At 63.7% G+C, this 11,907-nt stretch carries 11 protein-coding genes; all 11 read right to left on the bottom strand.

Going from position 1 to position 11,907, the window contains the following annotated elements; genetic code table 11:
• Positions 1-93: 93 nt before the first annotated feature.
• Positions 94-1,179, bottom strand: a complete 1,086-nt coding sequence (murG, locus tag AC1IN8_RS12380) for an undecaprenyldiphospho-muramoylpentapeptide beta-N-acetylglucosaminyltransferase (RefSeq protein ID WP_202047344.1) — start codon at positions 1,177-1,179, stop codon at positions 94-96.
• Positions 1,176-2,360: a cell division protein FtsW gene (ftsW, locus tag AC1IN8_RS12375; RefSeq protein ID WP_205642582.1), complete on the bottom strand. Its 1,185-nt coding sequence runs from the start codon at positions 2,358-2,360 to the stop codon at positions 1,176-1,178. Before ftsW ends, murG begins: the two co-directional genes overlap by 4 nt.
• Positions 2,357-3,640, bottom strand: a complete 1,284-nt coding sequence (murD, locus tag AC1IN8_RS12370; RefSeq protein ID WP_139438994.1) for a UDP-N-acetylmuramoyl-L-alanine--D-glutamate ligase — start codon at positions 3,638-3,640, stop codon at positions 2,357-2,359. Before murD ends, ftsW begins: the two co-directional genes overlap by 4 nt.
• Before the next feature lie 3 nt (positions 3,641-3,643).
• Positions 3,644-4,726, bottom strand: a complete 1,083-nt coding sequence (gene mraY, locus AC1IN8_RS12365) for a phospho-N-acetylmuramoyl-pentapeptide-transferase (protein WP_005332102.1) — start codon at positions 4,724-4,726, stop codon at positions 3,644-3,646.
• Complete coding sequence (gene murF, locus AC1IN8_RS12360) at positions 4,720-6,075, bottom strand: UDP-N-acetylmuramoyl-tripeptide--D-alanyl-D-alanine ligase (RefSeq protein WP_479758955.1); 1,356 nt, start codon at positions 6,073-6,075, stop codon at positions 4,720-4,722. The genes mraY and murF overlap by 7 nt, the downstream gene beginning before the upstream one ends.
• On the bottom strand, positions 6,072-7,559 hold the full coding sequence (gene murE / locus AC1IN8_RS12355; RefSeq protein ID WP_479758954.1) for a UDP-N-acetylmuramoyl-L-alanyl-D-glutamate--2,6-diaminopimelate ligase: 1,488 nt from the start codon (positions 7,557-7,559) through the stop codon (positions 6,072-6,074). Before murE ends, murF begins: the two co-directional genes overlap by 4 nt.
• Before the next feature lie 101 nt (positions 7,560-7,660).
• Positions 7,661-9,427, bottom strand: a complete 1,767-nt coding sequence (locus AC1IN8_RS12350; protein WP_139438990.1) for a penicillin-binding transpeptidase domain-containing protein — start codon at positions 9,425-9,427, stop codon at positions 7,661-7,663.
• Positions 9,424-9,738, bottom strand: coding sequence for a cell division protein FtsL (gene ftsL / locus AC1IN8_RS12345; RefSeq protein ID WP_171273125.1), 315 nt, complete (start codon positions 9,736-9,738; stop codon positions 9,424-9,426). Before ftsL ends, AC1IN8_RS12350 begins: the two co-directional genes overlap by 4 nt.
• Before the next feature lie 3 nt (positions 9,739-9,741).
• Positions 9,742-10,680 carry a 16S rRNA (cytosine(1402)-N(4))-methyltransferase RsmH gene (gene rsmH / locus AC1IN8_RS12340; protein WP_139438986.1) on the bottom strand — a complete coding sequence of 313 codons (939 nt, stop codon included), beginning with the start codon at positions 10,678-10,680 and terminating at the stop codon, positions 9,742-9,744.
• Complete coding sequence (gene mraZ, locus AC1IN8_RS12335; RefSeq protein ID WP_005332092.1) at positions 10,681-11,139, bottom strand: division/cell wall cluster transcriptional repressor MraZ; 459 nt, start codon at positions 11,137-11,139, stop codon at positions 10,681-10,683. It abuts the gene before it with no gap.
• A gap of 238 nt (positions 11,140-11,377) precedes the next feature.
• Entirely contained in the window at positions 11,378-11,674 is a 297-nt protein-coding gene (locus tag AC1IN8_RS12330) for a hypothetical protein (RefSeq protein WP_025328465.1), read from the bottom strand.
• Positions 11,675-11,907: the final 233 nt, after the last annotated feature.

The raw sequence follows: 11,907 nt of genomic DNA, 5'->3' as shown, positions 1-11,907 counted from the left end.
GCTCTCTCTTCAAGTCTGCCATCAGCGGTGTGCGCTCGGCGGCATCAATAAATACGGGGACAAGACTGCACGGCCTGGCCTGTGCAATCTTGCTCAACATGCTTTCTCGCTCCGCCCGCTGGCGAGCCGCTTGCACTCATCGGCAACCCGCTCGGCGGCATCTATGATGGCCACGCGACGGGCGGCCTGGGCCATGTTCAACAGTGTCTCCCTGCGCCCGGCGAGCCAGGAGAGACGCGCGGCCAAGGAGGCCGGGGTCAGCTCGGACTGGGGCAGGAACTCGGCCGCCCCGCCGTCGACCAGGGTCAGGGCGTTGCGGGTCTGGTGATCGTCCACCGCATGGGGCAGCGGCACGAAGATGGCGGCCACACCGGCGGCAGCCACTTCGGAGACCGTCAGGGCCCCAGCGCGGCACACCACCAGATCGGCCCAGGCGTAGGCATCGGCCATGTCCTTGATAAACTCGCTCACCTCGGCCTCGACGCCCTGCTTGGCGTAGGCTTCGGCCACGGCATCCCGATTGCCCTTGCCACACTGATGGCGCACCGCGATGGGCACGCCGGCGGCGGCCACCGCTGGCGGCACCTGCTCGTTGAGCACCCGGGCACCCAGGCTGCCGCCGACGATCAGCAGCCGCAGCGGCTCGGCTCCGCTGCGCAGCTGGGGATCCGGCAGGGCCACCACTTCGGGACGCACCGGGTTGCCCACCACTGCGGTGCGGGCACTGGGCGCAAAGGCGCCGGGGAAGGCCATCAGCACCCGCTTGGCAAGGCGCGCCAGCAGCTTGTTGGTCATGCCAGCCGCCGCGTTCTGCTCGTGCAGCAGCAAGGGAATACCGGCGAGCCAGGCCGCCACGCCGCCCGGGCCTGAGGCGAAGCCCCCCATGCCGAGCACCACATCAGGGCGAATGTTTTTCAGCACGCGACGCGCCTGCAACACGGATTTGACGATGCGATAGGGGGCGACCAGCAGCCGCTTGATGCCGTTGCCACGCACTCCCTGGATGTCGATGAAGGAGATGGGGTAACCGTGGGCGGGCACCAGCTCGGCCTCCATCCGGTCGGCGGTGCCGAGCCAGTGAATGGTCCAGCCCTGGGCCTTGAGGCGATCGGCCACGGCCAGCCCGGGGAACACATGGCCCCCGGTACCACCCGCCATCACCAGTAACGTCTTGCTCACGAAACCTCCCGCACACGCGCCTGGGCACTGGCCTGGCGCAACTCGAAATCGATACGAATCAACATGCTCACCGCCACCATCATGATGATGAGACTGGAGCCGCCGTAGCTGACCAGCGGCAGGGTCAGCCCCTTGGTCGGCATCATGCCGCTGGCGGCGCCGACGTTGACGAAGGTCTGGAAACTGAACCAGATGCCGATGCCGATGGCCAGATAGCCTTCATACAGCCGCTCCGCCACCAGCGCCTGATGGCCGAGCTTGAGCGCCTTCACCGCCAGCGCAAAGATGAGGAAGAGCGCACCCAGCACCCCCACGTAGCCCAGCTCCTCGCCCAGGATGGCGAACACGAAGTCGGTGTGGGCCTCCGGCAGGTATTCCATCTTCTGGATGGAGTTGCCCAGCCCCTCGCCAAACCAGCTGCCACGGCCGAACGCCATCAGGGACTGGGTCAGCTGATAGCCGCTGCCGAAGGGATCGGCCCAGGGGTCGAGGAAAGAGGTCACCCGCCGCATCCGGTAGGGCTCTGCGATGATCAGGGTCACCACGGCGCTCACCCCCACCAGGATGAGACCGATGAACTGCACCATGCGGGCCCCCGCCAGGAACAGCATGCCGAGCGAGGTGACGAACATCACCACCACGGAGCCGAGGTCGGGCTGGGCAAGCAGCAGGGTGGCCACCACGAACAGCACCGCCATGGGTTTCATGAAGCCGATGAAGCGCTCGCGCACCTCGCTCTGGCGGCGTACCAGGTAGCCCGCCAGATAGACGAACAGCGCCAGCTTGCCGAACTCCGCCGGCTGCAGGTTGAAGGGGCCGAGCGGCAACCAGCGCACCGAGCCGTTGACGCTGCGCCCCACCAGCAACACCATGACCAGCATCAGGATGGCGAGCAGCAGCATGGGGCCGTTGTACTGCTGCCATCGCGCCATGGGCACCTGCAGCACGAACCAGGAGATGCCGAGGGCCATCACCAGGAAGAGGCCGTGGCGTTTGACGAACATGAAGGGGTCATCGCCGAGGGCAATCCCTTCGGGAATGGAGGCCGAGGCCACTATCACCAGGCCCACCGACATCAGCGCCAGCGCCAGCACCACCAGCTGCCGGTCGTAGAGACCGGCGGGACGCGCCGGCAACAACCAGCGCTGCAAGAAGCCTGCGACCACGCGAAGGGCGTTCATAGCATCATCACCAGTTCGGTAAAGCGATCGCCGCGAGCCTCGAAGGACTTGAATTGATCCAGGCTGGCGCAGGCCGGCGCCAGCAGTACCCAGTCACCGGGTCTGGCATCGGCGGCGGCCTTGGCGACGGCGTCGTCGAGGGAGGCGACCTTCTCGGTCTGCTCACCGAGGGCGAGCAGGATCTCCGCATCCTGGCCGAAGCAGTACATGTGATCGATCTGGCTGCCGAGCAACGCCTGCACAGGGCCGAAATCCTGGCCCTTGCCCTGACCACCGGCCAGCAGCAGCAAACGGCCCTTGACCGACTCGCGCACCCCGGCCACGGCGGCCAGGGTGGCCCCCACGTTGGTGGCCTTGGAGTCGTTGATCCAGCGCACCCCGTTCACCTCCCGCACGAAGCGGGCACGGTGGGGCAGGCCTTCGAAACGGCGCAGCACGGCGAGTTGCGGCTCCCGGGGAATGCCGACCGCATCGCACAGGGCCATGGCCGCCAGGGCGTTGGCCTGATTGTGGGCACCGACGATCTTCATCTCGTCCACCGCCAGCAGCGGCTCCCCGTGCAGGGTCAGCCAGTGGCGACCCGCCAGCTCGCAGCGGCCATAGCCGTTGCAATCGAGCCCGAAGCTCTGCCACACCTGGCCTACGTCGGGCAGGGTCTGGGGATCGTCCCGGTTGACCAGGATGTGCTGGGAGTGCTGATGGATCGCCATCTTGGCGGCGCGGTAATCCGCCATGCCCTGATAGCGATCCATGTGATCTTCACTGAGGTTCAGCACCACGGACGCAGCGGCACGCAGGCTGCAGGTGGTCTCGAGCTGGAAGCTGGAGAGCTCCAGCACGCAGAGATCCATGGGCTGCTTGAGCAACTCCAACGCCGGGGTGCCTATGTTGCCACCCACGCCTACCTTGAGCCCCGCCTCGGCGATCATCTCGCCGACCAGGGTGGTCACCGTGCTCTTGCCATTGGAGCCTGTGATGGCGATGACGGGGGTCTGGGTCTCGCGCACGAACAGCTCGATGTCGCCGACGATGCGCACCCCGAACTCGGCGGCGGCTTTCAGCTCGGGGGTCGCCAGGGCGATACCCGGGCTCGCCACTATCATGTGCGCCTGCTTGAGCAGATCGGCGTCCAGCCCGTGAATCAGCTCCACCTCGGGGGGGAGTTGCTCCTTGCCCGGGGGATTGGCGCGGGTATCCATCACCAGGGGCGTGACACCACGACCGAGGAAGTAGTCCACGCAGGAGAGTCCGGTTTTGCCGAGTCCGATGATGATGACCATAGCTTACCTCACCTTCAGGGTGGCGAGGCCGAGCAGCACCAGCATGAGGGTGATGATCCAGAAGCGCACGATGACGCGCGGCTCCGGCCAGCCCTTCTTCTCATAGTGGTGATGGATGGGCGCCATGCGGAAGATGCGCACGCCGCGCAGCTTGTAGGACCCCACCTGCAGGATCACCGAGACGGTCTCCATCACGAAGACGCCCCCCATGATCACCAGCAGGAACTCCTGGCGTACCAGCACGGCTATGGTGCCGAGCGCCCCGCCGAGGGCCAGGGAACCGACGTCCCCCATGAAGACCTGGGCCGGATAGGTGTTGAACCAGAGGAAGCCCAGACCCGCGCCCACGATGGCGGTACAGACGATCACCAGCTCGGAGGTGTAGGGCACATAGGGAATGTGCAGGTAGTTCGCGAAGTTCACGTTGCCGGTGGCCCAGGCGACAAAGGCGAAGCCCCCCGCCACCATCACGGTCGGCATGATGGCCAGACCATCCAGGCCGTCGGTCAGGTTGACCGCGTTGGAGGTACCGACGATGACGAAGTAGGTCAGCACGATGAACATCAGGCCGAGCTGCGGCATCACATCCTTGAGGAAGGGCACCACCAGCTGGGTCTGGCCGTCATGGGTCGCGGTGGCATAGAGGAACACCGCCACGGCCAGGGCGACGGCCGACTGCCAGAAGTACTTCCAGCGGGCGATCAGGCCGTCGGTGTTCTTGCGCACCACCTTGAGGTAGTCGTCGGCAAAGCCGATGGCGCCGTAGGCGCCGAGCACGAACAGCACCAGCCAGACATAGGGGTTGTCGAGGCGGCTCCAGAGCAGCACAGAGATGAAGATGGCCGCAATGATCATCAGGCCCCCCATGGTCGGGGTGCCCTTCTTGCTGAGGTGTGACTCGGGGCCGTCGTTGCGGATCACCTGGCCGAATTTCAGGATCTGCAGGCGACGGATGAGGCGCGGCCCCATCCAGAGCGCCACCACCAGACCCGTGATGATCGACAGGATGGCGCGGAACGTCAGGTAGGAGAAGACGTTGAAGAAGGTGAAGTGCGGGGTGAGCAGTTCCGCCAGCCAGACTAGCATGTGGCTGACTCCTGACGGTCAACGACCATCTTGACGATATCTTCCATGCGGGAACCGCGGGCACCCTTGACCAGGATCGAGATTTCTTGATGTGTATTTATCATTTGCGCAAGCACTTCAAACAACGACGCCTTGTTATCGAAATGTCGACCCGCCGCGGCATCTGCGGTGTGACGACTCTGTTCCCCTACCGTCAGCACGGCGTCGAGGCCCTGCTCGCGGGCGTGGTGTCCGACCCGGGCGTGCTGGGCCGCGGACTCCTCACCCAACTCCTTCATGTCACCGAACACCAGCACCTTGTAGCCGCTCATGGCGGTCAGGGCATCGATGCCCGCCAGCACGGACTCCACGCTGGCGTTGTAGGTGTCATCCACCAGGGTGAGACCACCCCAGCGCTGCACGCAGAAGCGACCCTTGACCGGTGCCATCTGCTCCAGCCCCGCCTTGACGGAGGTGAGCGACGCGCCCAGCGCCAGGGTACCGGCGGCGGCAGCCAGGGCGTTGGCCACGTTGTGGCGGCCCGGAATGGCCAGGGTCAGCTTCACCTCCCCCTGGGGAGTCACCATCACGAATTCGGCGCAGCCCTGCCCGTTGAGCGCTATGTCGCGGGCATGGAAGGGCTGGCTCTGATCCTCGAGGGAGAAGGCGCACTGGATGCCCCGCTCCCGCCACTTCGGCCAGAACTCGTTGTCGGCATTGACGATGGCGGTGCCGCCCTCGCTCAGGCCCTCAAAAATCTCGCTCTTGGCGTGGAACACCCCTTCCAGGGAGCCGAAGCCTTCCAGATGGGCGGCGGCCACGTTGTTGATGATGGCGGCATCGGGTCTGGCCAATGAGGTGGTCCAGGCGATCTCCCCCGGGTGGTTGGCACCCAGCTCCATCACAGCAAACCGGTGCTGAGGTTCGAGGCGCAGCAGGGTGAGCGGCACCCCCACTTCGTTGTTGAAGTTGCCGGCGGTGGCCAGCACCTCCCCCTCACAGCGCAGGATGGCGGTCGCCATCTCCTTCACCGTGGTCTTGCCACAGCTGCCGGTGATGGCCAGCACTTTCGGATTGATGCGCTCGCGCACCAGCTTGCCGAGGCGACCCAGTCCCTTGAGGGTATCGGCCACCACCAGTTGCGGTATGGCCAGGGGCAGCTCGCGCTCCACCAGCAGGGCAGAGGCCCCTGCCTGAAGGGCCTGGTCGCAGAAATCGTGGGCGTCGAAACGCTCGCCGCGCAGCGCGACGAACAGCGCCCCCTTGCCCAGGGTGCGGGTGTCGGTACTGACCGCCGTGATTTCGTGGTCGCCGCCGATCAGACGGGCATCGAGCACCTGCGCCAGCTCGGCAAGCCTGAGGGTCATCATCTGAATGACTCCATTAATGTGTGCAAGGCGGCCGCGACGGTTTCCCGATCGCTGTAGTGCCGCTTGTCGGTTCCAATGATCTGATAATCCTCGTGGCCCTTACCGGCCACCAGGATGATGTCCTGCTTGCTCGCCTGGCTCAGTGCCAGCTGGATTGCCTTGGTCCTGTCGTGCTCGATCTGCACGGCAGCAGGATCGCGAAGGCCCGCCACCATGTCGGCCATGATCTGCTCCGGCGCCTCGGTACGGGGATTGTCGTCGGTCAGGATCACGCAGTCCGCATGTTGCTCCGCCATGGCGGCCATCATGGGCCGCTTGCCGCGATCCCGGTCGCCACCACAGCCCACCAGGCACCAGAGCCGGCCTTCGCAGTGCACCCGCAGGGCCTGCAATGCCTTCTCCAGCGCATCCGGGGTGTGGGCATAATCGACCACCGCCAGCGGCGCCTTGCCACCGCCGAAGCACTCCATGCGACCGGTCACGGGTTGCAGTTTCGGGGCGCTGGCCAGCAGTGCATCGAAGTCGTAACCCAGTACCAGCATGGCGCCCATGGCGGCCAGCACATTGCTGACGTTGAAGCGGCCGAGCAAGGGGGCGGATAATACACCATTCCCCCAGCTGGAGTTAATGCGCGTGTCAAATCCTTGTTGGTGGAAATGGGGATCCTGCGCCGTCAACTGTCGCCCGGCATGGTTTTCAATCGGGCCATGCACGCCGAAGGCCACCGCGCCGGGGTAGGCTGCCAGCCACTGGCGCCCCAGACGGTCGTCGGCATTGATGACGGCGCAGGGCTCGTCCACCAGTTTCAACAACTCTTCCTTGGCGGCGCCATAGGCCTCCATGGTGCCGTGATAATCCAGATGATCCCGGCTCAAGTTGGTGAACACTGCCGCGGAAAACGGCAGGGCTGCGACGCGGTGCTGCACCAGACCGTGACTGGAGACCTCCATCGCCACCAGGCTCGCCCCCTGACCCTGCAGGGCGGCCAGATTGGCCTGCACCTGGACGGCGCTGCCGGTGGTGTTTTCCGCTTCGATCAGATTGCCAAACAGGCCGTTGCCTATGGTGCCCATCACCCCGGCCTTGCCTCCCAGCAGGGTGCGCCAGTTGGCGACCAGCAGGGCCGTGGTGCTCTTGCCGTTGGTGCCAGTGATGCCCACCAGTTGCAGCTTCTGCGCCGGATGGTCATAGAAATGGCCGGCCAGTTCGGAGAGACGAGCGGGCAGATCCTTGAGCCCCAAACAGGGGATCGAGGTGGCGGGGGCCACAAATTCCCCATCCTCCTCAAACAGGACGGCGGTCGCTCCCTGAGCCACCGCCTGTTCGATGAAACGCCTGCCATCCATCTGGTGGCCCCGGATTGCCACGAAGAGAGAACCGGGCCCGACCCGCCGGCTGTCGAGCTGGATGTCGGTGAGGGCGAGCGCCGGGGCATGGATGCCGAAATGGCTCATGAGTTGATCAAGTGCGCGGGGCGGCAACATGGGAAGCCTCCGAATGGACAGGAATGCAGGCGCCCAGGGAGTGCGGCGCCATGGAAAACACCCCGACGGCGGCGGGGTCGACAGAGAAACATGGATGCCTGTCAGGTACGAGGTGCGCCATGGGCGGCCTCCGTACGGGCAAGCTTCGCCGGCACCTCGGGGGGGATGGCGTCGGGACGAATGTTGAAGAGTTGCAGCACGCCCCCCATGGCCTCGGCGAACGGCGGCGTCGCCACGGCACCGCCGTAATAGGCATCGCCCTTGGGCTCGTTGATCACCACCACCATGACGAAACGGGGGTTGCTGGCCGGTGCGAAACCGGCAAACCAGGCCATGTAATCCTTGCCGTAGCCACCGGCGACGGCGACCTTGGCGGTACCACTCTTGCCGCCGACCCGATAACCCGGGATCTGTGCCTTGGGAATGGCATTGCTGACCACGTACTCCAGCGCCTGCAGCATGGCGGTGGCGTTGTTGTGGTCGATGACCTGCTCACCCTTGGGCGGCTGGGTCACCTTGATGATGGAGAGCGGCACCCGCTTGCCCTTGTTGGCCAGGGTGGCGTAGGCGGAGGCCAGTTGCAGCGGGGTGACCCGCAGGCCATAGCCGAACGACAGAGTCGCTCGCTCGATGTCGGACCAGCGGCGGCGCTGGGGCAGCATGCCGCTGCTTTCCCCCATCAGGCCACTGCCGGTATCCATCCCGAAGCCGACCATGCTGAGGGTGTTGATCATCTCCTGGGCCGGCATCCGCAGCGCGATGCGCGACATGCCGATGTTGGAGGAGTAGCGCAGTATGTCGTACAGGTTGGTCGCCTTGTGAATGCTCACATCGCGGATCTGCTTGGCCCCGATGTACAGGGGACCACCGGGTATGGTGTCCTTCCAGCTGGTGACGCCCGCCTGCAGGGCGCTGAGCAGGATCAGCGGCTTGACGGTCGAACCCGGCTCGTAAGTGTCCGTCACCACCCGGTTGCGCACCCGGAAGCTCTGGTACTGGCCCCGGTTGTTCGGGTTGTAGGAGGGGGTGTTGACCATGGCGAGCACCTCGCCCGTCTTGACGTCCAGCATCACCATGGAGCCGGAGGTCGCCTTGTTCTCGTCGGTGGCGCGCTTGAGGGCGCGGTAGGCCAGCGCCTGCACCCGCTGATCGATACTGAGCTGCAGATCGTTGGCGTGCTTGCCCTCCTTGACCAGGCCGAGCCGCTCGATGACCCGACCCTGCCTGTCCTTGCGCACCCGCATCTCGCCCGGGGTCGCGGTCAGCCATTCGTTGTAGCTGCGCTCTATCCCCTCGATGCCGCTGCCGTCTATGTTGGTCACCCCCACCAGGTGGGCGCTGATCTCGCCGGTCGGGTAGAAACGGCGCGCCTCGGGGCGCAGGTAGATGCCCCCCAGCTTCAAACCCTTGATGTATTCCGCTACGGCAGGGGTCACCTGACGCTGCAGATAGACGAAGCGCTTGCTGGGGTTGGAGATGCGGTGCTTGAGGGTGTTGATGTCGAGCTTGAGCACGGCGGAGAGCGCCAGCCAGGCGCGCTCGTTGTGGATGGCGCCGGACTCGTGGACTGTCTTGGGATCGGCCCAGACCGCCTCGACCGGCACCGAAACCGCCAGCTGCTCGCCGTTGCGATCGGTGATCATGCCGCGCACCGCCTGGGTGGAGGTGGTACGCAGGGAGCGCATGTCCCCCTCCTGGCGCAGCCGGTCCGGATCTATCACCTGGATCCAGGCCAGCCGCAGGATCAGGCCGGCAAACGCAATCCCGATGAAAAACACCAGAGTGCGAAAGCGCCACGGGTAGAGTGACGGAGCTTTCGCCTTGGCTTTGTCCTTTGCCGGAGCCTTGGTGGCGGCCTTGCGTGTCATGGTTGTGTAATTACCTTCTCGGTGGTCACCAGCGGGCGAGCCATCTGCAATTTATCCATGGCCAGACTCGCGACACGGGAGTGTTCGGCCAGGGTACCCTGCTCCAGCAGCAGGTGCCGCCACTCGATGTTGAGCCTGTCCTCTTCCGCCATCAGGTCATTCTGCTTGGCCGTCAACCCGCGAGTCATGTTGGTCACCAGGATCACCGCAAAGGCGGTGATCAGCACGGCCAGGGTCAGCACGACCTGCAGCTTGTGACGCCAGAGATCACCGATGATCTCCCTAGCCAGATGAATGCGTACCTCGCTCATGACTCAATCCGCCAGACGCTGGGCGACTCGCAGCACCGAGCTGCGGGATCGGGTGTTTTCGGTGACTTCATGTTCGGAAGGTTTGAGCGCCTTGCCGACCGACTTCAACTTGCGGCCACCGGCCAGCTGCGCCTCGGTCAACGGGATGCCATGGGGCACTTCCGGCCCCTTCTCGTGCTTGCGGATGAAGTGCTTGACCAGGCGGTCTTCCAGGGAGTGGAAGCTGATGACGGAGAGGCGGCCATCGGTCGCCAGCGCCTGCAGGGCACCGTTCAGCGCGGTTTCGATCTCGTCCAGCTCGCTGTTTATATAGATGCGGATGGCCTGGAAGCTGCGGGTTGCCGCATGCTTGCCCTTCTCCTTGCTCGGGTTGACCCGGGCAATCATCTCCGCCAGCTGACGGGTGCGCACATAGGGTTCGGTGACGCGGTCATGGACAATGGCGCGGGCAATCTTCTTGGCGAAACGCTCCTCGCCGAAGGTCTTCAGCACCCAGGCGATGTCATCCACGTCGGCGCGAGCCAGCCACTCGGCAGCGCTCTGGCCAGTGGTCGGGTCCATCCTCATGTCGAGGGGACCGTCTTTCATGAAGCTGAAGCCGCGCTCGGCGTCGTCGAGCTGGGGAGAAGAGACGCCCAGATCCAGCAGGAAGCCGTCGATCTTGCCCAGCAGGCCGCGATCGCTCAGGTAAGTGGTGATGCCGGAGAAGGGGCCGTGCACTATCTCGAAGCGGGGATCCTGGATCTTGGCCGCCTCGGCAATGGCCTGGGGATCCCGGTCGATGGCGATCAGACGGCCGTTCGGGCCCAGATGCTGGAGAATCAGACGAGAGTGACCACCCCGGCCAAAGGTACCGTCGACGTAGATACCGTCCGGCTTGATGGCCAGCCCTTCGACGGCTTCGTGCAACAGCACTGTGATGTGTTCAGCGGCTTGGGTCATTTATAAAGAAAAATCCTGTAGTCGTGGTGAACTTGCCCAGTCGTCCTCGGGCAGGCCCAGGATGTCGTCATTGATCTGTTGTTGCCAGCGGGCTTCATCCCACAACTCAAACTTGTTGAGCTGACCCACCAGCATGATCTTCTTGTCCAGCCCGGCGTGGCTACGCAGTGGCTGGCTCAGCAGCAGACGGCCATTGCCGTCCAGCTCGCACTCGGTGGCGTGTCCGAGCAGCATGCGCTGCAGGCGGCGTTCCGCCGGATTGGTACTGGAAAGGGTCTTGAGCTTGCGTTCTATCTCTTCCCATTCACTCAGGGGGTAAAGCAGCAGACAGGGATGGGCTATGTCGATGGTGCAGACCAGCTGGCCGTCGCGCTCGGAGCGCAGCCAATCTCGATATTTGGTCGGAATCGCCAGTCGCCCTTTGCTGTCCAGGCTGATGGCGTGAGCGCCACGCAACAAATTGCAGTCCCCGAAGGTGAGTTATGGAGGCAAATTGCCCAATAAAACCACTTTGATCCACTTTTCTCCACCATGAAGTTTAAGGACGAGCAGGGGGCTTTTCAAGCAAGGATCTCGGGCATGGGGAACATATTGACGCAGCGCGGGGAGGCTACAGATTAAATGAGTTGATTTTCCACAAGTTATTCATGATCGAATTAAATTTATCCAATCATCTGGGGACCATAAATAATCGGTTTCAGGGTGAAATGATGAAACGAAACAGTACGACGGCGCACAGAATAATGCTCACCCCCACCACCGGGTAGATGATATAGCCATCTCCTGCCCGCCGGGCACGCAGCACCACCAGCTGGCAGAGCAGCAGGTTATAGAGGATCAGAAGAAAAGTCAGCAGGAGGTTGGAACCAAATGTCAGCTCATCGGCATACATGACATAGAGCCACATCAAACCAAAATTAACGAGGATCAGATAAAGCAGAAATTTCTGAATCGCCCTGCCCGCCTTTGGGGTCTTTTTTACTCGTGTTATCATGCTTATCACGTCCTGGATACCACATGAACAGTCGACAGATATTGTCAAAAACTGTTGAGATATATCGTGTTTTTATCATTTACCCGCCAGGCAGTGCCCTTTTTTGTCAAATTGTCACTTCACCTTCTCACCGGCTTGTCTCTGCTGAACAGTGCCCATGGCCATGCCTACGATAAGTATCATTGGCAGGCGGGCTTTCCTACCCCCATCGGCGGCGCGGGTGCCGAACTGGT

The sequence above is a fragment of the Aeromonas sp. 130281 genome (assembly GCF_056642115.1).
Note: the sequence above shows the minus strand (reverse complement) of the source record. Positions and strands in the feature narration are given on the sequence as shown.

What these genes read in the sequence shown, in the direction of transcription:
- ftsW (WP_205642582.1), bottom strand. Translation starts at nt 2,360, where the DNA reads ATGAACGCCCTTCGCGTGGTCGCAGGCTTCTTGCAGCGCTGGTTGTTG.
- murD (WP_139438994.1), bottom strand. Translation starts at nt 3,640, where the DNA reads ATGGTCATCATCATCGGACTCGGCAAAACCGGACTCTCCTGCGTGGAC.
- mraY (WP_005332102.1), bottom strand. Translation starts at nt 4,726, where the DNA reads ATGCTAGTCTGGCTGGCGGAACTGCTCACCCCGCACTTCACCTTCTTC.
- murF (WP_479758955.1), bottom strand. Translation starts at nt 6,075, where the DNA reads ATGATGACCCTCAGGCTTGCCGAGCTGGCGCAGGTGCTCGATGCCCGT.
- murE (WP_479758954.1), bottom strand. Translation starts at nt 7,559, where the DNA reads ATGTTGCCGCCCCGCGCACTTGATCAACTCATGAGCCATTTCGGCATC.
- AC1IN8_RS12350 (WP_139438990.1), bottom strand. Translation starts at nt 9,427, where the DNA reads ATGACACGCAAGGCCGCCACCAAGGCTCCGGCAAAGGACAAAGCCAAG.
- ftsL (WP_171273125.1), bottom strand. Translation starts at nt 9,738, where the DNA reads ATGAGCGAGGTACGCATTCATCTGGCTAGGGAGATCATCGGTGATCTC.
- rsmH (WP_139438986.1), bottom strand. Translation starts at nt 10,680, where the DNA reads ATGACCCAAGCCGCTGAACACATCACAGTGCTGTTGCACGAAGCCGTC.
- AC1IN8_RS12330 (WP_025328465.1), bottom strand. Translation starts at nt 11,674, where the DNA reads ATGATAACACGAGTAAAAAAGACCCCAAAGGCGGGCAGGGCGATTCAG.